Here is a 23,675-nt window from a genome sequence, read left to right on the forward strand (position 1 = left end):
AGTTCCGAAGGAAGCTTTCGAAGAATTGAAAGAGAAGGCTCGGTGCTCAGCTTGCAGCTTCTCGCGTGGCAGCGACGCGCGGGTCGTCCAGCAGGAACCGCACGAACGCCTGTGCGAAGGCCGGCAGGCGCGCATCCTGTCGAACGGCCAGATTCAGCTCGCGCAGCGCCCAGTGCTCGGACAAGGGGATGGCGACGATCGCTCGTGCCTCCGGCGACGTGGCGACCACGCTGCGCGGCACCAGGGCGATGCCCACGCCGGCGTCGACCAGCGACAGCACCGAATCGAAATTGTGGGCGTGCATTCGCACCGACAGGGGGCGTGCCACCTTCTGCGCCATGTCCCGCAGGAACATGAAGTTGCTGCTGCTGCGGCTCATGCAGACGAAGCTGAAGCCGAGCGCCTGGGCAAGCCTGATCTCGCCATGCCCAGCCAAAGGGTGGTTCGACGGCACGGCGATGACGAGCCGGTCCAGCGCGTAGGGATGCACTTCGATGCCTTCGACATCGGTCGACCCCGCGAAGATTCCCACATCAACCTCTCGCGCGAACACCGCCGCAGGGATGGTCTCGCTCTGCCGCTCTTCCACTTCCGCGTCGATGTGCGGATTGAGCATCAGGAAGCGCCCCAGGCTGGGAGTGATGAATCCATTCAACGAACTGCTGTTGGCCGCCAGTCGCACGTGCCCCTTGAGTCCGGCGGCGAACCGGCCGACGTCCTCGTGCATGCGTTCGACACCTCCAAACAACTCGCGCACATGCGTCAGCATGGCCTCGCCGGCCGGTGTCAGTCCCATGCCGCGCGCGTTGCGCACGAACAGCGGCGTGCCCAGCGCATGTTCGAGATTCTTGAGCCGATAGCTGGCCGACGACGCCGTGATGTGCACGGCGGAAGCACCGGTCGAGAGGCTGCCTGCCTGGGCGATCGCCATGAAGAGGCGGAGATCGGTGAGTTCGTATCGCATGGCCTTCCGCGCGCTTGCATCACACGACGTTGATCTTAGCGAGCGTGCAGGCACGGCCGTCTGCTTGGCCATGGCGTCGGTGACGCAGGGCTCTCCCGGCCTCCGGCCCTACCCTGCCAGCGCGAAGTCGACCGCGGCAGCGGCGTGCAGCGCGGTGCTGTCCAGCAGCGGCAGCGCGCTGTCCTGGTCCTTGATCAGCAGCGAGATCTCGGTGCAGCCGAGCACGATGGCCTCGGCGCCGCGGGCCTGCAGCGAAGCGATCACGCGGCGGTAGGTGTCGCGCGAGGCATCGTCGACGATGCCGACGCACAGCTCGTCGTAGATGATCCGGTGCACCGCGGCGCGCTCGTCGGGCTCGGGCACCAGCACCTCCAGCCCATGCCGCCGCGCCAGCCGATCCTTCATGAAGCCCTGCTCCATCGTGAAAGCGGTGCCCAGCAGGCCCACGCGGCGCAGGCTGTCGCGCGCGGCGGCGGCGCCGACCGGATCGGCGATGTGGATGAAGGGCAGCGGCGTCGCGGCCTGGATGCGATCGGCCAGCTTGTGCATGGTGTTGGTGCACAGCACGATGCACTCCGCCCCGCCGGCGTGGAGCCGGCGCGCGGCGTCTTCGAGGATGGCGCCGGCATCGTCCCAGCGGCCCTCGTGCTGGGCCCGCTCGATCGGGCCGAAGTCGACGCTGTGCATCAGCAACTGCGCCGAGCGCAGCGGCCCGAGGCGCTCGCGCACCTGCTGGTTGATGAGGCGGTAGTACTCGCTGCTGGATTCCCAGCTCATGCCGCCGATGAGGCCGATGGTGCGCATGGGGATGGTGGAAGAGTGGATGGGCGGAATGGGGATCATGCCGCGGAACGACACTGGACCTTCGTGAACGCCCCATTTGACTTTCGGGGCACCGCTCGAGCGGGCCTGCCTGGCGGCGGCTCGCCTGCAGTTGCGCCGCCCGAAGTACAACACCGGACGAGGGGAGAAGGTAGCGCGGGCCGGCCGGCGCGCCCCGCGGCCCAACGGCAAAGCCGGAGGTGTAGTGGCAGGTGCCCTTGGGACGCCGAACCTGCCACGACGCGCCGCTATCCACTGAAGCAACGCCGCCAACTGCGAAATGGACTGATCGAGCCGGTCCACAAGTTTGTGGACGAAGGGGCGATACACCGCAGCAGCCAAGTCCGGGCGCTCGCGCTCCCGGCCTGAAGTCGATCACGGTGGAGCCGCAACAGGCGCCTCGGCTGCTCGGCCTGAACGCGGGCACTGCGCGGCATCGCGCGGAAGGGCCCATCTCTCCCACGGAGCCGCCCGCATTGACTGTGCGGACGGTGCGTAGCCCCGCGGCGGAATCGACGACAGCGATCAGGCGCCCAGTCTGCACCAGGTACATCGCGCTGACCTGGAATTGCGAATTGTGACCGGATCGACTTGGCAGAGCGTGCGCCTCAATGCACCTTAGAACGCGTGGCGCATTCCGAACTCGGTGCCGGTCGACGCATGGTTCGGCGAGGTCATTACTCCGCCGAGCGCTTGCGTCGCGCCATTGCTGTTGGTCAGCCGAGCAACGGTCGCGTAGACCGCGGTGCGCTTCGAGAAGTTGTAGATGTAGCCCAGCGCGATCTTCGATGAGGTCGGGTCCGGCAGGTTGCCCGCGGGCTCCCGCTTGTAGCGCGCGTACGAGAGCTTGATCTCGCTCGCACCGATCGGCAGGATGAAGCCCACCAGTGCGCCCGTGCCGTTCACCGAGCCCAGTGATTCGTCGTAGTACTCACCCATCAACTTCAGGCTCATCAGGGACTCGAAGGTGTACCAGGCACCCACGTTCGTTACGCGCAGATCGCCAACGGCGTACTTCGTCTTGCCTGTGGACAGAGCGATGTTGAGCGGGCCGTTGAGGTAGCCCACGCGCACGCCGGCGTAGTCGCCGTCGTCCTTGGTGGAAAGCGGGATGGGGCCTGGCAGAACTGCATTCGAGTTGTTCTCGCCCATGGCGTACATCACCTGCCCGTAGAAGCCGCCCAGGCTCGGTGGCAGGAAGTAGCCCACGCTGTTGGACGCACGCGTGCCGGTCGGCGAGGCGAGGCCACCGAGGCTGGAGAAGTAGATCTGGTTGGCGCCGATCCCGCTGCCCGTTCCGAACGGGTCGAAGAGCGCGGTGTTCCAGAACGTGGGCGTGTAGTCGCGACCCGCGCGCACTTCACCGAACGGGCCGGAAATGCTGACCGTCGAGCGCCGGTTGAAAGTCAGGCCGCTGCCCGGCGTGTTGCCATTGGCCTGGTTGTTGGTGTTGGTGACAAAGCCGGCGCCCGTGTCGTTCATCAGACCGGCTTCAAGCCAGAAGCCCGCTGCGTAGCCGCCTCCGAGATCTTCGGTGCCCCGGAATCCGAGGCGGCTGAAGGTATTGGCGCTGTTGGTCAGTTGCCATTTGCTGGTTGAAACAGGACCTGACCCTGTGGTGTAGGTCACCGCGGCGTCGACCACGCCGAACAGGGTCACGCTCGATTGCGCGCAGGCCCAGTTCGCGGCCGTGCAAGCGGCCACGGCCACTAGTCTCTTCTTCATTTAGTTTTCTTTCAGGGGATTGGGAAACTCATTGCGGCAGGAGGCTCTTCCAGGCGTCGTAGCCGTACACCCAGTCCGCGTCGCCGCCGGACTTGAGCCATTGGTTGCCTCGAGAGCCGATCTGGATACGGCTGGCTCGCTCGATTCGCATCGCCTCGTAGTTCGCAAGCGCGGGCTCCACCTGGGATGGGCTGCCGACGTTGGCGAGGTTGCGTGCCAGCACCACCGCATCCTCGATCGCCATGCCTGCGCCCTGCGCCATGAAAGGCATCATCGGATGGCAGGCATCGCCCAGCAGCGTGATGTGTCCCTTCGACCAGCGCGGCAACGGATCGCGCTCGTACAGCGCTGTCTTGAGCACGGCGTCGCAGGCATCGAGCAGTGCGCGCGCATCAGGATGGAATTGGGCGTAGAACCCGCGCAACTCGTCGACGCTGCCAGGCGTGGTCCACGACTCCTCGTGCCACGAATCCTGGGCCGTCGTGGCGAAGATGAAGGTGTCCCGGCCCTGGTTCAGCGGAAAGGTCACGATCTGGCTATCGGACGTCGGCCCCCACCATTTCGTGAAGGCGGCGATGTTGGGCACGTTCTTGACGCGCTCGGTCGGCACGACGGCGCGGAAGGCCACCACGCCGGTGAAGCGCGGACTCTCGGTGCCGAACATCGCATTGCGCACGACGGAGTGGATGCCATCGGCACCGATCAGCACGTCGAGCCTTGTTACTTCGCTCTGATCCTTGAAGCGGATGCTTGCGCCTTCATCGGACGCCTCGATGGCTTCGACGCGCTTGTCGAATCGGACGCGCTCGAGCGGGAACGCGTCTGCCAATGCGGCCAGCAGGTCGGCGCGATGGATGGTCAACTGCGGTGCACCGTACTTGCGTTCGGCTTCGTCGCTCATCGGCAGGCGCGAGGTCTCCTCGCCGGTGTCCCACATGCGGCTGATGCGGTGGGTGGGGCGGGCGCCCGAGTCTCGCGCTGCCTTGGCGATATCCGGGCCCAGTCCGTCCAGCGCTCGTACCGCGTTGGGCGTGAGATTGATGTCCGCGCCGACGCGGAAGAACTGCTTTGCCTGTTCGAAGACGGTGACGTCGTGGCCCGCCTGGTGCAGGGCGTTCGCCGCGGACAAGCCGCCGATGCCGGCACCGACGATGCCGATTCTCAATTGACCCATGCTTCTATCCTTTTGTTTCGTATGCGAGACGTGATCTAAGGGGCGGCCCGCTTGCGGACGCTGCTCGGGGGAAGCGGTCGATGTGTCAAGATCGCTTCCCTATGAGGCATCGCATGTTGATCGGGATGGCCTGATTCTTCGGAAAGCGGCGGTGACGCTCAACCGCCGGAAGTCCGCAAAAAGGCACGATTCATCCCACCCATTCGTACAAGCAGCAGGAGCAGTGAACCGTGGACGTCCTGAGCGAGGTGCTCGCCATCTGCCGATCGGAACGCGCAGTGACCGCCCGGTTCTCGCTGGGCGCGCCATGGGCCCTGCAATCGGACGGCGTGCCCGGAGCGATGATCCGGCTGTCTCGCGGCGCGCCCTACTGGATTCGGCTGGAGGGCGCCGTACCTGTCCGCGTGGAGAGCGGCGACCTCACCATGCTGCCGCTGGGAGTGGCACACACCATTGCGTCGGCGACGGATGTGTCCCCGGTGCCGTTTTCGGAGCTCATCGCCCGGCATGCCGATGGGCCCAAGGACGAGAACCCGCTGGTCTTCAGTCACGGCGGCGCTGGCGAAGCCACCGAGATCTTTTCGGCCCTGCTGTGGTTCTCCGCGTATTGCCGCCACTCGGTCTTCCGCATGCTTCCCCCGCTGATCCACATCCGCGAGAGCGAGATGCCGATGGCCGGATGTCTGGCCACGACCATGCAGTCGCTGATCATGGAGACGCTGGACCGCCGCCCGGGCTGGCGTCTGTCGGCCGGCCGAATGGGCGAGCTGTTGCTGGTCAATATCCTGCGCGAACGCCTCTCTCACCGCGCGGCCCAGGATCCTGGCTGGCTGCGCGGGCTCACCGACCCGGCAATCGCGCGCGCGATCATGGGCATCCATCGCGCGCCGCAGCAGGCATGGAGCGTGGAGCAACTGGCCGGGGAAGCGGCGATGTCGCGATCGCGCTTCTGTGCACGCTTCAAGGCGCTCGTTGGCGAAAGTCCCATCGGTTATCTCACGGCCCACCGCATGGCACTGGCCGCCGAGCAGCTCGAAGCCGGGCTGTTGCCTCTTTCGCGAATCGCGGAGCAGGCCGGCTACGAATCCGAGAAGGTGTTCGCGCGTACCTTCAGGCGCTGGTCGGGCCTGACGCCGAGCGCGTACCTGCGGCGCGAACGGGAACGCCGCAGGCGAATCCTGGAGATCCAGGCGCGCGAGACCGGTGACGCATAGCCGTCACTGCGAAGTCCGCGTAGTTGATCACTTCTCTGTTGTTCGGTCCCGACGGCGAACGTCAGCTTCCGAAAACCTGGACAGCCGGTGTGGGCCCAGCCGCGAAGAAGAGAGCCCCCTAACACTTGCACCTACCGGCGCAGACTGACGCTCCATCCCTACAGGAGCTCATCATGGAAGCAACTTCGACCTGTCATCGCGAGCCGTGGAACAAGGGCAAGCTCGCTGAGCAGAAGACCCCCTTCAGGCTGAAAGACATCTGGGCCATCAGAGTCCGCCTGCAGCTCCAAGGTCGCGTACGGGACCTTGCGCTCTTCAGCCTTGGAATCGACAGCAAGCTTCGGGCGCGCGACCTCGTTCAGCTTCGCGTCCGCGATGTTTCAAACGGCGAGCGCGTGGCTGCTCGAGCGAAGGTGATGCAGCAGAAGACGGGACAGCCCGTTCAGGTCGAGATGACAGGTCCGACGCGCCAGGCTGTTGAGACGTGGATTGCGACGGCACACTTGAGGCCCGGCGACTTCCTTTTCCCGAGCCGGGTACACGAATCGCCCCACATTGGGACCCGGCAATACGCCCGCATTGTCGATGGCTGGGTCGAAGAAATCGGTCTCGACAGCACGACTTAAGGAACTCACTCGATGCGCAGAACGAAGGCTTCGCTGATTTATCGGCGCACGAAGAATCTGCGCGCGGTGCAGCTTCTGCTCGGCCACAGCAAGCTTGAAAGCACGGTGCGCTATCTCGGCATTGAGGTGAAAGACGCGTTGGAGCTTGCGGAGCAGACCGACGCCTGAAGCGGTGGGCCGCCCGGACCGCCGGACCGGGCGGCTCTCCGGCAGAATGCGGCCAGGAGCGGAACTTCGCAGGTGACCGCCACTTGTAACTGCGCGGCGCGCTGCACTTCCACGTCTTCTGGCGGTCGGCCCGCTCCAGCTGTCAGCCCTATCGCCGGTGGCCCATGCGCAGGCGCTATCGGAAGCGCACGCGGCCGTCGTTGCCACCCGGCTCCTTCATAGCAGGGACTGCAAGCCCAAGGCCTCAGAGCCACCGGCGAACCCTTGCCTTGTAACTGGCATACACGTCACCGAATGCCGACATGAGGGCTCTCTCCTCAGGTGCTATTTGAAAGCGAGTCATGTAGGCCGTGAACACTACCGGCCCAGCCAGCGTCCAGGGCGCGCAAAGGAACGCCGCCCAGCCGACAAGCACGAAGAGCAACCCAACGTACATCGGATTGCGAGTGACTCGGTAGATGCCGGTGGTCACCAACGATGAGGAAGTTTCGGGCTTCATTGGGTTCACGGTTGTCTTGGCCCGGCGGAAGGCGGTGATGCCTGCGGCGCTGAATACGCCGCCGACGAGCGCGATGGCAACTGCTACAGCAATGCGCAGGGGGGGAGCGACTTCAAAGGTCAGCGTGAGCCGAGAGACAGCCCACATCGCCAACGCGAGAGCCAACGCCACGACCGGGGGCGGAACCTTCAGTTCAAGTGCATTCATGGAATTCCTGTCTCTGAATGCTTCGCAGGCTACTTCAATGTGCGGGGTTCAGTCGAGGATGCGTTTCCTCACCCCAGCGGTAGAGCACCGCACCCGACACGACCATAGCGATGGAAACGAACCAGAAAGCGCTCTCGAGCCTGCCACCCAGCGCGGCGGCCGCGCCCAGTCCGAGCGCACCGATGCCGTAACCCAGGTCGCGCCAGAAGCGATAGATGCCAATGGCCGAAGCGCGCCAGTTCGGATGGGCGATGTCCGCGACGGCGGCACTGAGGTTTGGGTAGAGCATGGCCATGCCGAAACCGGAGATGGCCGCTGCGGCGCTCCACCACGCTGACCCCTCGCCCAGCGGCATTAGGGCAACGCCGGCGCCGCAAATCCACATGCCCCATGAATTGAGTAGGTGTCGGCCCAGCCGGTCCGACAGCTTGCCGGTGAAGAGCTGCGCTGCCCCCCATGTGAATCCGTACACGCCCACAATCCAACCGATGCCCGGCAGGCTCACGCCGCGTTGATGCAGGTAGACAGGCCAGAAGGCCCATACCAACGCATCGACGAATTTTTCGACCATCCCGGCCTGGCAGAGGGCCGCCATGCGGCGGTCGCGCCAGCTCATGAGAGCGAACATCTCGCGGGTCGTTGGTTGAGAGGCTATGTTCGTCGGATAGCGAGGCCTCAGGGCCTGGGCCGTTGAGTTGGCATGACGCTTGACCTCATCGTGGGCCCAGGGGAGCGTCTCCACCACGGACAACCATGCCAGCAGAGTCGCCAGCCCGATGACGACAGCTCCGAACCAGAGCAACCCCTGGCGTGGTCCTAGCATCGACGCCAAGTAACCGGTGATGACGCCGGCCACGGCGACGCCGATATAGCCTGAGAACTCGTTCAGGCCGATGACCAGCCCGCGCTGGTCGGCTCGGGTGAAGTCGAGCTTCGCCGTCTGCGTCATCGACCAGGTCAGGCCCTGGTTGATGCCCAGCAGGACCGTGGCGAACACCACCCACGACCAGCTCGTGGCGAAGTAGACGAGCGGAGGGATGGGCAGCGCCACGAGCCATCCCAGCAGCAGCACCCGTTTGCGCCCCATCCGCTCGGCCATCCGCCCGGCGACGAAGTTCATCGCGCCCTTGACGAAGCCAAAGGCGACGACGAAGGCTACCAGCAGCATGAACGAGCCGCGCGGCACACCAAACTCGGCCTCGGCCAGCGCCGGCACAACATTGCGCATCATCCCGATGGTCATGCCCACGAGCAGCACCTGCAGCAGCAGCTGCAGGAACTGGCCGAGGTTGACGCGGATACCGAAGTGCATTGAGAGGTCAGGCGTGTTCGGGGGCCACGACACCTCGCACGTTGGCATCGACGATGCGAGCCATCTCGGCCGGCTGCGGCGGAATCTCGGCCGTCAGCGCATCAACGAAAGCGTCCTTCGACATCGACAACATCGCGTTGAACCGCTTCTCGAAGCCGATGGTGGATGCAGGTTTTCCAGACAGACCTGCTCCGCAGGCACTGCCGGCCTGATGCCCCGGGTAGATTTCGAGCTCGTTGGGCAAGCTCAGTAGCTTGTTCTGCAACGTGTCGTAGAGCTGCTCGGCCATCTCGTGCTCGCGACCCGCGAGGTCGGGGCGGCCGACTGCGCCGACGAACAGCGTGTCTCCGGTGATGACGAACCACGGCTCGTCACCGCGGCGCAGGTCGCGCACCAGCAGGCACACGCTGTCTGGAGTGTGCCCCGGCGTGTGAATAACGTCCACCAGGACGTTGCCTGCCTCCAGTCGTTGTCCGTCGCACAGCGGCGAAAAGTCGAAGCCCAGCCGCCCCTTGTTGCTCTCGTGCAGGTAGTACGGTGCACCGATGCGCCGTGCCAGCTCGGGCCCGCCCGAGTAGTGGTCCGCGTGAACATGTGTGTCGATGACGTGGACGATTTGCGCGCCTGCCCGCTGCGCTTCCTCGATGAACCAGTCCTCATCGCCGGCCACGACATCGACAGCAACCGCCAACTGCTTGCCGGCGCAGCCGAACAGGTAGGAGAGCGTGGCGTTGGTAGCCGGGCGTTGACGGAAGAACATAACTGTCTCCTGTGTCAGATAGCCAGAACCTTGCCGGCCCAGGTGGTCCACCTCATTCTGTTCTCCCTCACTTAGAAACCGGCAGACCCCGCGCGCGCCACTCGGCGACGCCGTCGGTCAGATGGAATGCCTGATAGCCCTTCTTGCGGAGCAGCTCAACCGCGTCCTTGGCCATCAGGCAGAAGGGCCCGCGGCAGTAGGCGACCACCGGGACTTCCTTGGGCAATTCCGCGAGACGTTTCTTAAGCTCGCCGACCGGCAGTGAGCGGGCGTGCGGCAGGTGGGCCGCCGCGAACTCCTCCTCCGGGCGCACGTCGAGGACGACAACCTCGCCGGCCGCTGCTCGGCGCAAAATGTCGGCTCGGTCGACTCCCTGGAGTTCATCGCCGTGCTCGGCGATGGAGGCCAGCGCCATCTGCAGTTCGACCAGCCTCTCCTCAGCCTCGGACCTCAAGTTCACCCAAAGGTCGGCCACGCTCGTGCTGGCCAGGCGGTAGAGGACGTACTTGCCGTCCCTGCGGGTGTCCGCGAGTCGCGCCAGTCGAAGCTCTTTCAGGTGCGCACTGGCGAGCTTGACGCTGATTTCGGCTTGAGCGGCCAGTGTCTCGACAGTTTTCTCGCCTTGGCAGAGCAACTCGATGAGCTCCAGCCGCTTCGGACTGGAGACCGCCTTGCCGATTCGGGCTACCTGTTCATAGAGCTGGTTCTTAACTTCTCTCATACGTTTATTCTAACGTTTATTGGAATGTATGGTGTCTTGTTCTCATGTTGCGAAGCGGTCGACTCGGGCCTGCTTGTGCCTGCAGTCCAAGGGGCTAGGTCCATCAGGCACTTTGCAGCGGAAAGGGCCCACATGTTCCTCACAGCACCGCAGCTTCGAGGATGTGCCTGCCCCGAGGTAGCAGGAGAACGCGCGACATGGGTAATCCTGAGTCCCAGGATGAATTCAATCGGTGGGTGGAGGCAAATGTCGCTTAGGGCGCCTGAACCATAAAATTTCTGTAGCGTTTGAGCGGCCGCTTTGGAGAAATCTGTACGGCCGGTATGGGCCCCTGAAGCGACTTTCGCCCTCCGCCTATAGCGGCTGTTCACCCCTGGCCGCCGGCGCCAGGTCGCTCGGGCGCCTGGGTTCAGCCTCGGTCGCACATCGACAGCCATGGGATGGACGAAAGCCCGGTGGCGCATGGCCAGGATGAGCGAAGGTCCAGCGGCGCGCCGCGCGAACATGTTGAGGCGCCGCTGCAAATTGCTTCTTGAAAATCAAGCGGTTGCGCAGGTGGCGTTGCGAACAGTGAGTGTCGTTCCGCACATGCCTTGCGCGCCGACAGCGCCTGCCGGCGCCGACGCTGAACACGCAACCAGAGGGCGGCCGATTTCATCAACGCCGCGAAGGCCAGCCCGAAACTCAACCCAGACATTTCTCCCCGCAGTTTCCGACTCGCCGGGGTTCGCGCAAGCGCCGCAGCGCAGTGAAATGGCAGGTTGCTGCATGCGCCGACGCTCTCTCCGTATTCGGCCACGCGCAACAAGCGCTCAGTGCTTCGCCCTGAGCAAAAAGGCGAGCCCCGAAGGTGCGCGAACACCAACGAGGCTCTAACCACAACGTGCAACCAGCAAAGGAACCGCACATCATGGCTACTTCGGATCATAGACACCCCTCCCGCATCGCCATCTCCGTTGGCGCCCCCTCGGTGCTGGTCGTCGTCAACACCTTCCACGCCCCGCCCCCGGACCACCGCCCGGCGGCCCCCMGGCGCGGCGGACTGGGCGCCGCGCCCCGCCATGGCCTTGCATCGATGCTCGCGCGCACCTTGCCGCGGCCGGCTGCCGCAGGCGGCGCCTTCATCGCCCGCCACGCGCCTTTCGACGTGTTCGCCGAACTGGCCAGGCTCGTGGCCTCGGCGCGCAGCGAGATCCTGATCGTCGACCCGTATGTCAACGCCATCGCCCTCACCGATGTCGCGATTGCCGCACGCGAAGGCGTTCGCATCCAGATCCTCGGCGACCGCGCGGGCGCCAAGTCCAGCCTCGCGCCGGCGGCCGGCCGCTGGCAGGCGCAGTACAAGGCCGCGCGGCCGCTCGAAGTGCGCCTGGCGCGCGCCAAGTCGCTGCACGACCGCCTGCTGCTGATCGACCGTGCGCAGGTCTGGAACCTGTCGCAGTCGATCGCGGATTTCGCGCGCACATCGCCGGCGTCGATCGAGCGCAGCAGCACGGCGATCGAGAAGGAGAAGGCGCTGGCGTATCTGGGGCTGTGGATGGGGGCGGCGCCGCTGGCCTGAGGGCCCGGCCTGAGCAGCGCGACCGGACGGAGGGCGCCAAGCCACTCCGCCCGCTACTCATCCGTTTACTGCAGGAACGTCGGCTTGGCGTAGCCCGGGAACTTGCTGTCGACCACCGCGCGGAAGTCCTTCGAGTGGTAGACCTCCACGATGTCCTTGGCCCACGGCGTGTCCTTGTCGGCGCGCTTCACGGCGACCACATTGAGGTAGTGGTCCGGCGTCTTCTCGAGCACCACCGCCTCGGTGAGCTTCAGGCCCGAGGACATCGCGAAGTTGCCGTTGATGATGGCGTAGTCGGTGTCACCGAGCGAGCGCGGCAGCTGCGCCGCCTCGAGCGGAATGAACTTCAGCTTGCGCGGGTTCTCGGCGATGTCCTTCTCCGATGCACGCAGCGGGTCGATGCCGGGCTTCAGCGTGATCAGCTTGTTCTGCTCCAGCAGCACCAGCGCACGCGCCAGGTTGCTCGGATCGTTGGGCAGCGTGAAGCGGTCGCCGTCCTTGACCTCGGCCAGCGTCTTGCGCTTGGTGGCGTAGACGCCCAGCGGCGCGATCGGGCCCTGCACCAGTTCGACGATGTCGAGCTTCTGGTCGGCCGCGAACTTCTGCAGGTAGACCCGGTGCTGGAAGAAGTTGGCATCGAGCGAGCCTTGCGCGAGCGCCTGGTTCGGCTGCACGTAGTCGTTGAATTCGACCAGCTTGACCTTGTAGCCCTTCTTTTCGAGGATCGGCACGATGCCGGCCTTGAGCTGGTCGATGTTGGAGCCGGCGGTGCCGCCGATCACGAGTTCCTTCTTGGTCGCAGCCTGGGCATGGGCTTCGAGCGAGAGGCCGCCGAGCGACAGTGCGAGCACCGAGAGGGCGAGGACGGAACGGCGGGCGAGAGATGTTTTCATGAGATTCAACAACAGTGGAGAAACGAAAGGTCGATACGCACGTAAGTGCTTCATGGCGCGATGCATAAAACCGCGGAGCCCGAGATGCCAGGGATACCGCGGAACCGGCTTCGCCGGGCCGCTGGTATCGCCCCCTTGAGGGGGAGGCGCCGCAGGCGCTTCGGGGGTGTCACCTCTTGTCGAGGCGACGTGCGGCGGTGTTGCCGACGAACTGGATGATCTGCACCAGCACCACCAGCAGCGCCACGGTGAGCACCATCACGTCGGTCTGGAAGCGGTAGTAGCCGTAGCGGATCGCCAGGTCGCCGATGCCGCCGCCGCCCACCACGCCGGCAATCGCCGAGTACGACAGGAAGCTCACGGCCAGCACGGTGAAGGCCAGCACCAGGCCCGAGCGGGCCTCGACGACCAGCACGCGCCAGATGATCTGCAGCTCCGAGGCGCCCATCGCGTGGGCGGCCTCGATGACGCCGCGCGGCACCTCGCGCAGGCACTGGTCGACCAGCCGCGCCAGGTACGGAATGGCCGCCACCGACAGCGGCACCGCGGCCGCCAGCGGCCCGATCGAGGTGCCCGCGATCACGCGCGTGAACGGCACCAGCGCCACCAGCAGGATGATGAAGGGGAAGGAACGCACGGTGTTCACGATCCAGTTGAGGATCAGGAAGGTCGGCTTGTGTTCCAGCGACTGGCCGGGGCCGAGCAGGAACAGCAGCACGCCGAGCGGCCCGCCGATCACAAGCGCGGCCGTGAGGCCGATGCCCAGCATCATGAAGGTCTGGGCAATGGCGAGCCCGAGCTCGGGCAGGATGGCGACGATGTTCTCAGGCATGGGCCAGCTCCGGGGTGCCTGCATGGCGGTGGATGGAAGACGCGGCCTGAGCCTCGAGCGCTTCGCGCGCGTCGCGCTCGCGGCGCCGCACCAGCGCGTCGATCTCGCGGCCCAGCGCGGTCGTGCGCTGGGTGGCCGGCGCATCGACCTCGAACTGCTCGACCAGGCGTCCCTGCTCGAGGATCGCGACCTGGCGGCACAGCACCTCGACCACCGACAGTTCGTGGGTGACGATGACGATGGTCACGCCGAGCTTCCGGTTGATGTCGCGCAGCGTCTCGAGCAGCGAGCGCGTGGTCTCGCTGTCGAGCGCCGAGGTGGGCTCGTCGCACAGCAGCACCTGGGGCCGCGGCGCCAGTGCGCGCGCGATGGCCACGCGCTGCTTCTGGCCGCCCGAGAGTTGCGCCGGGTAGCTGTCGATCTTCTCGGCCAGCCCGACCAGGTCGAGGCACTCGCGCACGCGGGCCTGGATCTCGGCGCGCGAATGGCGGCCGTGGATCTTGAGCGGGAAGGCGACGTTGTCGAACACCGTCGCGTTCTGGATCAGGTTGAACTGCTGGAAGATCATGCCGATGTTCTGCCGCGTGTCGCGCAGTTCGCGGCGCGACAGCGTGGTCAGGTCGCGGCCGCCCACGAAGACCTTGCCGGCATCGGGGCGCTCGAGCAGGTTGATGAGACGCAGCAGCGTCGACTTGCCGGCGCCGCTCTTGCCGATCAGGCCGAACACATCGCCTTCCTGGATGTCGAGCGAGAGCGAGCGCACGGCATCGAAGACCTCGCCGCCGGGAAGAACGAAGGATTTCTGCACCGACTCGAGTCGGATCAGAGGCGGCCGGGACTGTGGCTCGGCCAGGGAAGAGGAAGTCATGAACAGTTGAGGCGCGCACCGCATGCCAAGCACGCAGGCCGATGCGGTGGCACGGCAAAGTCTGCAAGTATCGCGACTCGCTCGCGTGAAGGGAACGACGCATTGGAAGGCTGCTTATATGCCTCGGGGCATAAGCGCGTCCTGCCCCGAAGCGAGGGAGCGCGGGGGCTCAATCGCCCCGGATCCCGACCGTCTTGACGATCTGCGCGTAGCGCGCGTACTCGGCGCTCACCTCGCGCGCGAACGGCGCTGCCGCGAGCCCGGTGACCTCGATGCCCTGCGCGACCAGATCGGCGCGCGCCACCGGATCCCGCACGATGCGGCTGGCTTCCAGCGCGATCGCGTCCACCACCGACTGCGGCGTGCGGGCCGGTGCGAAGAGGCCGAACCAGGTGCCGGCGCGGAATCCGGGATAGCTGGCGGCCACCGTCGGCACCTCGGGCAGCAAGGCTTGCCGCTCTTCGCCGCTGACCGCCAGCGCGACCAGGCGGCCGCTGCGGATGTGGGGCAGCGCCGGGCCGATCGCAATGAACATCAGGTCGACCTGGCCGGCGATGACGTCCTGCATCCCCACCGGTCCGCCGCGGTAGGGAATGTGCGTCGCATGGATGCGCGCGCGCTGCTTGAGCATTTCCATGCTCAGCTGCTGCGGGCTGCCGTTGCCGGCCGAGGCGTAGTTGTACTTGCCGGGATGCGCCGCGGCGGCGCGCGTGAAATCGGCCAGCGTCTTGAAGCCGGTCTTCGGATTCGCCACCAGCACGAAGTCGATCTTGCCGAGCGAGGCCACCGGCACCAGGTCGCGCAGTGCGTTGTAGGGCAGACCGGGCTGCAGGTTGGGCAGGATCGTGATCGGCCCGTCGGCCCCGACCAGCAGCGCATGGCCATCGGGTGCGGCCTTCGACAGTGCGTCGGCGGCGACGATGCCGCCGGCGCCGGCGCGGTTGTCGATCACCACCGGCTGGTTCCAGCGCTCGGACAGGCGCGTGCCCAGATAGCGCGCGAGCACATCCGGCGTGCTGCCGGGCGTGTTGGCCACCGTGATGTGAACGGCCCGCGCCGGAAAGGCCGGCGTCTGGGCCTGGGCATTGGTGTTGGCCGGCCAAAGGGGCGCGGCGCCGAGCGCCAGGGTCAGGACCAGCCTGAGGAATGCGGATGCTCGCATCGGGAGTCCCGGGGATGAAGGAAACGAGCCACGTCGACCGGATGTCGCGGCATGGGGGCGCGATTGTGCGGATTCGGAGTCGAAACGCGAACGACCGTTTCGGCAGATGCTTATCCGCGATCCGGCATATGGAAGCGGGACGTGGTGGAAGCCCGCGCTTGCCTGCCCGGTGCGGCGTCTACGGCAAGGCGTCGAACAGCTGGCGATCGACCTTCCAGTCGGGGCCGTAGGTGGCGTCGGCATAGGCGTACACCACGGCCGATCCCAGCAGCCCGTGCAGCACGTCGCCCTGCGCCGCGCGCCGGCTGATGACTGCGTTGAGCGCGCCCTTGCGCGCCAGGTCCTGGAGCGCCTGATCGACCCAGCGCTTGAGGTGCGCGGGTTCGAGCGCGGCGACTTCCTTCTTCATCGCCTCGATCTGCTCGCGCAGCCAGTTCGCGCCTTCGACGTTCGGCGCCGGGCTGGCGGGTTCGGGCGCGGATTCCGGCGCCGCGGGCGCGGCCGCGTCGGCACGCGCCCGGGTGTCGGGGGCGCCCTCGGTCACCGGTTCGTTGCGCAGCAGCGAGCGCAGGTAGGAGAAGGCGTTCTCGATGGTGCGCAGCGACTTGTTGGCGGCTCGGCGCTCGAGCACCTCGATCTGGGCCCGCACGCGTTCGTCGCCGAACTCCTTCAGCAGGCCTTCCAGCTTGATCTCCCGGATGCCCAGTGTTTCGGCGCGCAGTACCAGGGTGGCGTCCACCGGCTCGCCCGAGAGCGGCCTCGGCGCCGGCGCCTGGCGCTTCTTGCGGACGGCGAACTGGACCTCGGTGATCACCCTGCCCTGCTTGTGCTCGATCAGGTCGATCTCGAGATCGGTTTCGGCGTTGATCTCGACCACCGCGTCCTTCACCCGCTCGTTCTTGAACTTGCGCCATTCGCGCCGCTCGGGCCCGGGCCCGTTGCTCAAGGCGTCGACCCACCAGGTCACGGGCTTGCGGCTGGTGACGCCGCTGGGGTTCTCGCGGTAGCGCGCGCAGATCTCGTAGAGCGCCACGGCGGTGTAGGAGCCCAGCTTGGCCAGCACGTCGAGGTCGATCCGGGCCCAGCGCTGCGGGTCCCGGAGCGCGGCCATGATCGTCGGCGGATAGGACCAGCTGACCCAGTTCTCGCCGCGCCGCAGTTCCAGCGCGACTTCGGACAGCATCGAGAAGCCGCGCCACTTGACGCCGTCGCCCGGCGCGGTCGACTCCCAGTCGACCTCCAGGCTGCGCATCTCGATGAGGTACTTCTTGGCCGCCGTGCGCTCGCTGCCGCTGGAGCCCGTGGTGCGCAGGATGGCGGCCAGCGGGGCCTCGAACATGAAGTCGGCCGCAGGCATCCCGGGCAAGGCGACCAGCCGGGTCTGCGCCACCTGCAGCAGCGCGCTGTAGATGCGGCGCCCGGTCAGGGTCACGCGGGCCGAACGCGGCATCATCACGATCATCTCGTGCGGCTTCCTGAGCTCCAGCACGTCGTCGACGGCGTGGCTCATGATCGGCTTGTCGCCCGGATTTCCCGCGATCTGATGACTCATTGCAGCGTCGATCTTATGTCCAACCGGGTTTGGACACAAGCCAGCGGTGTCGGCCGCCGCCGAGGCCGATCAAATCCTGGACATTTGGCGTGCGAGGCGGCGCGGCGGGGCCGATTAAAAGCTGGACGTTTGCGGAAGGCGGGCCCGAATCGGGGTGGCCGCGAGGCGATTAAAAGCCGGACATTCGGCCCAGACCACTCTCCGAAGAGGCGCCAGGCGAGCCCGAGAGCCCGCTTAAAACCCGGACACTTGCGTCAAACGGCCTCCGAACGGGCCGAATCCGGCTGTGGATAAGGCTGTGTACCCCGCCGATGAGGAGCCGGACGGATTCCGACCAAAGGCTGGACGCATCCGATCAGAAGCTGGACGCAAGCGATTAAAGTCTGGACGGATGGAGCTCTGGATTGACTCTAAGTCGTTGATTTAATTGAAGAAATTTCAGTTGTCCCGGCGCTTAATCTCTTGAAGTTATTCAAGTTTCTCTCTTAATCTCGGGAGAGAGCCAAGAAAAGGGACCCAAAGCGGGATCCGCGTCCAAGTCTTCACTTGATATCGCGGCCATTCTTCGTTTTTTCCCCAGTGCCCTGCATAATCGCACGACACTCAAACTTTCAAGGCAGATTCCGTGGACATCAAGCAAACCATTCGACGTCAGAACCTGGAAGACATCGAGCAACAGGCACACAAGATCGCCGGGATGATGGACCGCATCCGCTCGGCGATGCTGGCGCCCACCGCTGTGAAGTCTGCGCCCAGCCTGAAGGCGGTGCAACTGGCGGACCTGTGCGGCGTCGACAAGTCCAAGATCTCGTACCGGCTCACGCGCGGCGACCTGCCTGCCGGGGAAATCCATGGCAACAGCCGCGAATGGACCATGGCGGAGGCCCAGAGCTGGGCGCGCGAATTGCGTTCCGAGCACCTGCGGCCCGAAGGCGCGGCCGGCATCACGATCACGGTGGCCAACTTCAAGGGCGGCGTGGCCAAGACGACATCGGCCGTGACGCTGGCACAAGGCCTGTCGATGCGCGGCCACCGCGTGCTGTTGGTCGATCTCGATCCCCAGGGCTCCGCCACGACGCTGTTCGGCGTGCTGCCGGATGCCGAAGTCGAGACCGAGCACACGGCCATGTCGCTGTTCACCGGCGACCAGGAAAACCTGAAGTACGCCGTCCGTTCCACCTACTGGCCCAACATCGACCTGGTGTGCGCGGCCCCCCTGCTCTACGGTGCGGAATTCCACCTGCCGGCGCGCCAGGCCCGGGATCCCGGCTTCGAATTCTGGCGGGTGCTGGACCGCGGGCTGGACCTGCCGCGCGAGGAGTACGACGTCATCGTGATCGACACGCCGCCCTCGCTGAGCTACGTGACCATCAACGCCCTGATGGCGGCGGACGGCGTGATCATGCCGCTGCCGCCGTCGGCGCTGGACTTCGCGAGCTCGGCCCAGTTCTGGGACCTGTTCTCGGACCTGTGCAACCAACTGGTTCGCAGCCGCGGCAAGGACAAGAGTTTCGAGTTCATCGACGTCCTGTTGTCGCGTGTCGAGGCATCGGACACCGCCAGTTCGGTGGTGCGGCAGTGGGTGCTCGAGGGCTATGGCGACAAGGTACTGCCGATCGAGATCCCGAAGACCGCGGTGGCGGCGACGGCGAGCGCCGAGTTCGGCACGGTCTACGATCTGCCGCGGGGGTCGGTCAACTCCAAGACCTTCTCACGGGCCAGGGTGGCCTACGACCGGATGTGCGAACTGATCGAGCAGCAGATCGAGGCGGTCTGGGCGCGTCAGGTCGCGGAGCGGCAAGTTCTGGAAACGGCGGTTTGACATGGGATTGAAAGACAAAGCTTCCAAGATCGACTTCGCGTCGATCATGCCGACTGCGCAGCCCAATCCGGAGCTCGCAAAGCCCAAGACGGCGCCCGGCGCGATGATGGCATTTGCCAACGATCAGCGCTCGGATCTGTTGCGGGAGAACGACCAGCTTCGAGTGCGCGCAGCGCAGGTGGACGAACTGGAAGGGCGCCTGAGCGAAGTCAGCGAGGAACTGCGCAGCTGGGATGGCGCGCTGCCGGCACGCCTCATCGACACCGCCGACATCGCGCGCAGCGAGTTCGCCAACCGGCATGCGTCGGCTTTCGAAGGAAAGCTGTTCGAGGACTTCAAGCGCGAGATCCAGGAGGCCGGCCGGAACTCGCAGCCGATCAAGGTTCGCGCGATCGCGAATCCAGGTGATGGCCCGCGCTACGAACTGGTCTTCGGGCACCGGCGTTACGAGGCGTGCCGCCAGATCGGCTTGCCGGTCTGGGCGGTGGTCGAGAACCTGGACGATCGGGCGCTGATCGAGGAGATGGACCGGGAGAACCGGGGCAGGGCGGATCCTTCGCCCTGGGAGCAAGGCATGACCTACCTGCGCGCGCTCGACAAGGGTGTCTATCCCTCGAACCGGCAGATGGCGGCGGCGCTGGGCGTCGACATCAGCAACCTCGGCAAGGCGCTGGCGCTGGCGCGACTGCCTGCGACGGTCATTGCGGCCTTTCCGACGCCGCAATCGATCCAGCTGGCCTGGGCAACCGATCTCGGCAAGGCGATGACCGAAGACGAATCGGGTTTGCTCGCGCGGGCGCAGGCCCTGTCGATGGACAAGGGCGTGCTGCCCGCCAAGAGCGTTTTTGCCAGGCTGGTTTCGCCGCCTTCGGTGGTGCCCGAGGCCGCTCCGCTGCCGGCACAGGCCAGCCATGCGCTGAAGGTGGCTGGCCAGAAGGTGGGCTCCTTGAGGTTCGACGCCATCGGGCGGCCCTCGGTGAGACTGTCGATCAAGCTGAACCAGGATCAGCAGAAGGCTCTGATCAAGGCAATGCAGGGATTTGTCGATTCGATCTGAGAGTCGTACTGAAGGCAAAAAGGGGGGTAGTTTGAAACTACCCCCCTTTTTTTATGGGTCTGGCACCGAGCCATGGAGGGGGTAGTTTCAAACTACCCCCGGCCCGCAGTGATCAGGCGCGACCCGCCTCGATGCGCTCCAGCGACGCGAGAATCTCCGCCAGCGTCGATTTCATGATGCCCATGTCCCGATCGCGGCGTGCCTCGGCCAAGGGGTCGAAGCCGGGCCCCGCGGCCTGAGCACCGCCGGCAAAGCCGTCCTTGGCGCGTGCCACCACATCGTCCAGTTTGGTAATGAGGTTGTTGCGCAGCGTCGAGAACTGGGCGAGTTCTCGACGTACCGCAGCCATTTCCCGCGTCAGCATCGCAAGCTGCTCCTGAACTTCCTGCAGCACTGGCTCCGGCGTGGCCACCGCGGGTGCCTGCACGGAGGGCGGGGGCGAGATGGGGCCGAGGGCGGAGCGGAAGTGGTCGGCGGTGCGGGCCACAGCCAGTTCGAGGACTGCGTGGGAATCGGACTCGGCCAGGAAAGGCCACAGTTCGTACACGCGTCCGATCGCCGCCGCAGTGCGCAGCCTGAGGCCGGGACGACCGCTGCGCCGCGGTCGCTGTAGCGCTTCATGGGTGAGCGAGGAGGGCGCTTCGCTGATATCGATCTCCGCCTGGCTGGCCATGCAGGCTCTGAATGCACCTGCGGCGCTCCACTTCTTGAGGGAGGCGTCGGCGGGTGCGCGTACGCCATGGATCAACGTCAGGATTCGGCCGAGTTCTGCCAAAGTGCAGACGGCTGGCCACCCTTGGCTGGCCGCAATTTCCCTGGTGGACTCTTCATTTTGACTGGCCGGGGAATGGCCGTCAGGGCTCGCCAGGCGAATGTCGACGAAGACTGGGGTGGGCTGCATGGCTAGATTTGGTTATGCGATAACCTAATTATGTGCGATGCGCGGCCTTGGATGTACAAAATGCGCAGCGTCGACGTCATTTCGTGAAACATTCGAGCCCATCCGTTGAGAAAACAACGATAACCTATTGTCAACAAACGAGAAAACAAGATGCTTCAAAATGTCGTGAAACATTGACGCTGCTCGGTCCGGCGAACCCGATTAAAAGCTGGACGCTGGGGTGTGTGTGTCAGCCAACTCTGAACTTTTCTCACTGAACCATGAACTCCGGCCCTGAGCCCTTGCAGGGAGGAATCGATCTTTGTGCAACGGGGCCCGGCGAGAAGGTCGAGCGGAGAAGGGAGAATCTCCCCAGCCGGGGATGGCTGGATAGGTCTGGCCCAAATGCGGGTACGTGAGGCCTCGTGACCGGACGCCCCTGCCGCCCCTGCCGCGCCTGGATCGTCGCGCCGCCCAGCGCTGTGGCGCGCGCCGGCGCAATTCAAGCAAAGGACAGGAAGGCAGCTCAGCGCGAGTCGTGAAGCCGGGCAGAATGCGGCCAACAGCCGCGACCGGCCATGAGCGCGCATGAGCGGGCATTTCCCTGATCCCGCCGAGCGGCCCGCTTCTGATGCGACGCGGACGTGGCCTTCTGTTGACCAGGGTGTGTCCCATCTGCCTTAAAGTCATCCACGGGGTCTCTCTCAACCCAAGGAGCTACATCCTGGATCTGCGCGATCTCCAGTACTTTGAAGTCATTGCCGAGCTCGAGCACATGGGGCGCGCGGCCGAACGGCTGCATCGCACGCAACCTGCGTTGACGAGTTGCGTGCGTCGCCTTGAACAGGCATGCGGCGCGCCCCTCTTCGAGAAGACCGGCCGCGGGATCCGACTGACCACCGCTGGAAAAGTCTTGCTCAAATGGGCTCAGCGCACACGTTTTGACGTGGAAAGCGCCCGCCGTGAGATTGGGGATATCGGACATGGCTTGAGCGGCAACATCAAGATCGGCATCGTGCCGACCGCGGCGCAGTTTCTGCTCCCGCCCGCAGCACGAGACCTGATGCGCGAAGCGCCCGATGTGACCCTGCGGACCAGCGTCGCGCTGGTGGACGTGCTGAAGCCGTTGCTACGTGCAGGCGACATCGATTTGATGGTCGGCACTGAAGTTCCCGCGGAACCCGGGTTCGCCTCGCAGTACCTGGCCGAAGACGTGATCGTGGTCGCCGCCGCCGAAGCGCACGCGATCTTCGACAAACCCAAACTCAGTTTGAAAGATCTGACGGGCTACCGCTGGGTGCTCCAGCCGCCCGGAGCACCGACGCGAGACTGGCTCGACCAGACGTTCGATCGCCATCGCATCTCGCGGCCGGTGGTGCAGGTCGAAAGCACCATGCTGCTGATGCTCCCTAGCCTGATTGGCGAGACCGGTCTGCTGAGCTTCATCTCGCGTTTGCACCTGCAGGCCGGTCGATCGGGCGCTGCCCTGCGGGAAGTGAAGCTGCCCGCCACAACCATGCGCCGCCGCATGGTCGTGACTTACCGGGACACTGGCTATATCTCCCCCGCAGCTCAACGCTTGATCGACCTGCTCGCCAAACACGCCGACGTGCCTGCGGTCTGATACCAAAAGTCAAATCTATCGATCTCCAAAAAGTATCGATTGGACTGAATGGGCCGAGAGACGAATACTTGCCTCCACTGAACACATCGCCCGCAATCGCGCAGGGTCGGTTCAACCGGAGACAAGTTCATGCAACATCGCGCTTCCCCCGCAGCGGCCCCGCGCCGATTCATTGGCTTCGCGGCCACTGCTCTCGCCGCCGGGGGGATGCTCCTGGCCAATGCGCCGTCTACGGCCCAGGCCGCCTATCCCTCGCGGCCCATCAAGCTCATCGTTCCGTTTCCCGCCGGCGGGGGCACAGACCTGATTGCGCGTGAAGTCGCCAACAAGGTATCCGTCGCCAACGGCTGGTCGATCATCATCGACAACAAACCGGGCTCTGGCGGCAACCTCGGTGTGGACGCTGCGGCGAAATCGCCCGCGGACGGCTACACACTGGTCCTGGGCCAGACGAGCAACCTGGCGATCAACCCCACGCTGTATCCCAAGCTGCCCTACAACCCCGAGAAAGACCTGACGCCGATCGTGAGCGTCGCCAGCGCGCCGCTCGTCCTCGTCGTGTCTGCCGATTCGCCCTACAAGTCGCTCGCCGACGTCGTGGCCGCAGCCAAGGCCAAGCCCGAAACGCTGAACTACGCCAGCTCCGGAAGCGGCACGGTGGCGCATCTCGCCACCGAGCTGTTCCAGAAGACCGCCGGTGTCAAGTTCACGCACATTCCGTACAAGGGCGCTGCACAAGGATCAACCGATCTGATCGGTGGCCAGCTCCAGATGTACATGTCCTCGGTACCCACCCTGATTGGGTACATCAAGAACGGGAAGATGCGCGCGATCGCCGTGACCTCTGCCAAGCGAACCGCCGACCTTCCGGCCGTACCCACGATCGCGGAGTCCGGCTTCAAGGGCTTCGAGGCCGTCACCTGGTTCGGCATCGCGGGGCCGGCTGGCTTGCCGAAGGATGTGGTGGACAAGCTCAACGGTGCGTTCAACAAGGCACTGCAAGACCCTGAAGTCAAGAAGAAGCTCTCCAGCCAAGGCACAGATGCGCTCGGTGGCACCCCGGCCGAGTTCGCGAAGCTGATCCATGACGACATCGTGCGCTGGGCACCGATCGTCAAGGAATCCGGCGCCAAGGTCGACTGACCAACCCTCACGCACACGCGCGCTGAAACGCTGAAGGCAGGGACGGGCCCGCACCGTTCCCGGTTCGGCGGAGCCACGCCCGTATCGCA

Annotated in this window: 20 protein-coding genes and 1 pseudogene; 7 read left to right on the plus strand and 14 right to left on the minus strand. The window is 65.3% G+C overall.

From position 1 onward, the window contains the following. Positions 1 to 46: 46 nt before the first annotated feature. The 4 genes from AC1DYK_RS12875 to AC1DYK_RS12890 form a co-directional block, all read right to left on the minus strand. A complete protein-coding gene (locus AC1DYK_RS12875; RefSeq protein ID WP_478166705.1) occupies positions 47 to 964 on the minus strand; it encodes a LysR family transcriptional regulator in 918 nt (305 codons plus the stop codon). Between the two features lie 108 nt (positions 965 to 1,072). Beyond that, entirely contained in the window at positions 1,073 to 1,768 is a 696-nt protein-coding gene (locus AC1DYK_RS12880) for an aspartate/glutamate racemase family protein (RefSeq protein ID WP_478166664.1), read from the minus strand. Between the two features lie 636 nt (positions 1,769 to 2,404). Further along, positions 2,405 to 3,511 carry a porin gene (locus AC1DYK_RS12885; RefSeq protein WP_478166665.1) on the minus strand — a complete coding sequence of 369 codons (1,107 nt, stop codon included), beginning with the start codon at positions 3,509 to 3,511 and terminating at the stop codon, positions 2,405 to 2,407. 28 nt (positions 3,512 to 3,539) lie between these two features. Beyond that, positions 3,540 to 4,685: an FAD-dependent monooxygenase gene (locus AC1DYK_RS12890; RefSeq protein ID WP_478166666.1), complete on the minus strand. Its 1,146-nt coding sequence runs from the start codon at positions 4,683 to 4,685 to the stop codon at positions 3,540 to 3,542. Between the two features lie 230 nt (positions 4,686 to 4,915). Between AC1DYK_RS12890 and AC1DYK_RS12895 the strand changes: the two genes are divergently transcribed. Together AC1DYK_RS12895 and AC1DYK_RS12900 are read left to right on the plus strand one after the other, a co-directional pair. Beyond that, complete coding sequence (locus tag AC1DYK_RS12895) at positions 4,916 to 5,899, plus strand: AraC family transcriptional regulator (protein ID WP_478166667.1); 984 nt, start codon at positions 4,916 to 4,918, stop codon at positions 5,897 to 5,899. Between the two features lie 173 nt (positions 5,900 to 6,072). Then, positions 6,073 to 6,693, plus strand: a pseudogene (locus AC1DYK_RS12900) (tyrosine-type recombinase/integrase). Between the two features lie 244 nt (positions 6,694 to 6,937). Here the strand turns inward: AC1DYK_RS12900 and AC1DYK_RS12905 are convergent. The 4 genes from AC1DYK_RS12905 to AC1DYK_RS12920 all read right to left on the minus strand — a co-directional run bounded on the left by AC1DYK_RS12905 (position 6,938) and on the right by AC1DYK_RS12920 (position 10,192). Next, positions 6,938 to 7,399, minus strand: a complete 462-nt coding sequence (locus AC1DYK_RS12905; RefSeq protein WP_478166668.1) for a methyltransferase family protein — start codon at positions 7,397 to 7,399, stop codon at positions 6,938 to 6,940. Positions 7,400 to 7,433: 34 nt separating this feature from the next. Next, the gene (locus tag AC1DYK_RS12910) at positions 7,434 to 8,711 is read right to left on the minus strand and encodes an MFS transporter (RefSeq protein ID WP_478166669.1); all 1,278 of its coding nucleotides are present in this window, start codon (positions 8,709 to 8,711) and stop codon (positions 7,434 to 7,436) included. 7 nt (positions 8,712 to 8,718) lie between these two features. Then, positions 8,719 to 9,471, minus strand: coding sequence for an MBL fold metallo-hydrolase (locus tag AC1DYK_RS12915; protein WP_478166670.1), 753 nt, complete (start codon positions 9,469 to 9,471; stop codon positions 8,719 to 8,721). A gap of 67 nt (positions 9,472 to 9,538) precedes the next feature. Further along, positions 9,539 to 10,192 carry an ArsR/SmtB family transcription factor gene (locus tag AC1DYK_RS12920; protein WP_478166671.1) on the minus strand — a complete coding sequence of 218 codons (654 nt, stop codon included), beginning with the start codon at positions 10,190 to 10,192 and terminating at the stop codon, positions 9,539 to 9,541. A 910-nt stretch (positions 10,193 to 11,102) separates the two neighbouring features. On the opposite strand from AC1DYK_RS12920, the gene AC1DYK_RS12925 reads away from it, so the two are divergent. Next, positions 11,103 to 11,753 (plus strand): hypothetical protein, encoded by a 651-nt coding sequence (locus AC1DYK_RS12925; protein ID WP_478166672.1) that lies wholly within the window; start codon positions 11,103 to 11,105, stop codon positions 11,751 to 11,753. A gap of 65 nt (positions 11,754 to 11,818) precedes the next feature. On the opposite strand, the gene AC1DYK_RS12930 is transcribed toward AC1DYK_RS12925, so the two are convergent. From AC1DYK_RS12930 to AC1DYK_RS12950, 5 genes are all read right to left on the minus strand, one after another. Next, positions 11,819 to 12,646 (minus strand): MetQ/NlpA family ABC transporter substrate-binding protein, encoded by an 828-nt coding sequence (locus tag AC1DYK_RS12930; protein WP_478166673.1) that lies wholly within the window; start codon positions 12,644 to 12,646, stop codon positions 11,819 to 11,821. 169 nt (positions 12,647 to 12,815) lie between these two features. Next, on the minus strand, positions 12,816 to 13,478 hold the full coding sequence (locus AC1DYK_RS12935; RefSeq protein WP_442286031.1) for a methionine ABC transporter permease: 663 nt from the start codon (positions 13,476 to 13,478) through the stop codon (positions 12,816 to 12,818). Then, positions 13,471 to 14,346 carry a methionine ABC transporter ATP-binding protein gene (locus AC1DYK_RS12940; protein WP_478166674.1) on the minus strand — a complete coding sequence of 292 codons (876 nt, stop codon included), beginning with the start codon at positions 14,344 to 14,346 and terminating at the stop codon, positions 13,471 to 13,473. Before AC1DYK_RS12940 ends, AC1DYK_RS12935 begins: the two co-directional genes overlap by 8 nt. Positions 14,347 to 14,515: 169 nt before the next feature. Continuing rightward, on the minus strand, positions 14,516 to 15,508 hold the full coding sequence (locus tag AC1DYK_RS12945; RefSeq protein WP_478166675.1) for a Bug family tripartite tricarboxylate transporter substrate binding protein: 993 nt from the start codon (positions 15,506 to 15,508) through the stop codon (positions 14,516 to 14,518). A 178-nt stretch (positions 15,509 to 15,686) separates the two neighbouring features. Next, on the minus strand, positions 15,687 to 17,060 hold the full coding sequence (locus AC1DYK_RS12950) for a hypothetical protein (RefSeq protein ID WP_478166676.1): 1,374 nt from the start codon (positions 17,058 to 17,060) through the stop codon (positions 15,687 to 15,689). A 625-nt stretch (positions 17,061 to 17,685) separates the two neighbouring features. Here AC1DYK_RS12950 and AC1DYK_RS12955 point away from each other — a divergent pair. Beyond that, positions 17,686 to 18,882, plus strand: coding sequence for a ParA family protein (locus tag AC1DYK_RS12955; RefSeq protein ID WP_442286035.1), 1,197 nt, complete (start codon positions 17,686 to 17,688; stop codon positions 18,880 to 18,882). A 1-nt stretch (position 18,883) separates the two neighbouring features. Further along, positions 18,884 to 19,939, plus strand: a complete 1,056-nt coding sequence (locus AC1DYK_RS12960) for a ParB/RepB/Spo0J family partition protein (protein ID WP_478166677.1) — start codon at positions 18,884 to 18,886, stop codon at positions 19,937 to 19,939. 112 nt (positions 19,940 to 20,051) lie between these two features. On the opposite strand, the gene AC1DYK_RS12965 is transcribed toward AC1DYK_RS12960, so the two are convergent. Continuing rightward, a complete protein-coding gene (locus AC1DYK_RS12965; RefSeq protein ID WP_478166678.1) occupies positions 20,052 to 20,840 on the minus strand; it encodes a hypothetical protein in 789 nt (262 codons plus the stop codon). 643 nt (positions 20,841 to 21,483) lie between these two features. Here AC1DYK_RS12965 and AC1DYK_RS12970 point away from each other — a divergent pair. Both AC1DYK_RS12970 and AC1DYK_RS12975 read left to right on the plus strand, forming a co-directional pair. Next, positions 21,484 to 22,443, plus strand: a complete 960-nt coding sequence (locus AC1DYK_RS12970; RefSeq protein ID WP_478166679.1) for a LysR family transcriptional regulator — start codon at positions 21,484 to 21,486, stop codon at positions 22,441 to 22,443. A gap of 129 nt (positions 22,444 to 22,572) precedes the next feature. Next, positions 22,573 to 23,586 (plus strand): Bug family tripartite tricarboxylate transporter substrate binding protein, encoded by a 1,014-nt coding sequence (locus AC1DYK_RS12975; RefSeq protein ID WP_478166680.1) that lies wholly within the window; start codon positions 22,573 to 22,575, stop codon positions 23,584 to 23,586. Positions 23,587 to 23,675 lie beyond the last annotated feature (89 nt).

The organism is Variovorax sp. P2_H12, assembly GCF_056403395.1.

Bases quoted from the DNA above. Each gene is read 5' to 3' on its own strand.
- AC1DYK_RS12875 (WP_478166705.1), bottom strand. From the start codon at position 964: ATGCGATACGAACTCACCGATCTCCGCCTCTTCATGGCGATCGCCCAG.
- AC1DYK_RS12880 (WP_478166664.1), bottom strand. From the start codon at position 1,768: ATGCGCACCATCGGCCTCATCGGCGGCATGAGCTGGGAATCCAGCAGC.
- AC1DYK_RS12885 (WP_478166665.1), bottom strand. From the start codon at position 3,511: ATGAAGAAGAGACTAGTGGCCGTGGCCGCTTGCACGGCCGCGAACTGG.
- AC1DYK_RS12890 (WP_478166666.1), bottom strand. From the start codon at position 4,685: ATGGGTCAATTGAGAATCGGCATCGTCGGTGCCGGCATCGGCGGCTTG.
- AC1DYK_RS12905 (WP_478166668.1), bottom strand. From the start codon at position 7,399: ATGAATGCACTTGAACTGAAGGTTCCGCCCCCGGTCGTGGCGTTGGCT.
- AC1DYK_RS12910 (WP_478166669.1), bottom strand. From the start codon at position 8,711: ATGCACTTCGGTATCCGCGTCAACCTCGGCCAGTTCCTGCAGCTGCTG.
- AC1DYK_RS12915 (WP_478166670.1), bottom strand. From the start codon at position 9,471: ATGTTCTTCCGTCAACGCCCGGCTACCAACGCCACGCTCTCCTACCTG.
- AC1DYK_RS12920 (WP_478166671.1), bottom strand. From the start codon at position 10,192: ATGAGAGAAGTTAAGAACCAGCTCTATGAACAGGTAGCCCGAATCGGC.
- AC1DYK_RS12930 (WP_478166673.1), bottom strand. From the start codon at position 12,646: ATGAAAACATCTCTCGCCCGCCGTTCCGTCCTCGCCCTCTCGGTGCTC.
- AC1DYK_RS12935 (WP_442286031.1), bottom strand. From the start codon at position 13,478: ATGCCTGAGAACATCGTCGCCATCCTGCCCGAGCTCGGGCTCGCCATT.
- AC1DYK_RS12940 (WP_478166674.1), bottom strand. From the start codon at position 14,346: ATGACTTCCTCTTCCCTGGCCGAGCCACAGTCCCGGCCGCCTCTGATC.
- AC1DYK_RS12945 (WP_478166675.1), bottom strand. From the start codon at position 15,508: ATGCGAGCATCCGCATTCCTCAGGCTGGTCCTGACCCTGGCGCTCGGC.
- AC1DYK_RS12950 (WP_478166676.1), bottom strand. From the start codon at position 17,060: ATGAGTCATCAGATCGCGGGAAATCCGGGCGACAAGCCGATCATGAGC.
- AC1DYK_RS12960 (WP_478166677.1), top strand. From the start codon at position 18,884: ATGGGATTGAAAGACAAAGCTTCCAAGATCGACTTCGCGTCGATCATG.
- AC1DYK_RS12965 (WP_478166678.1), bottom strand. From the start codon at position 20,840: ATGCAGCCCACCCCAGTCTTCGTCGACATTCGCCTGGCGAGCCCTGAC.
- AC1DYK_RS12975 (WP_478166680.1), top strand. From the start codon at position 22,573: ATGCAACATCGCGCTTCCCCCGCAGCGGCCCCGCGCCGATTCATTGGC.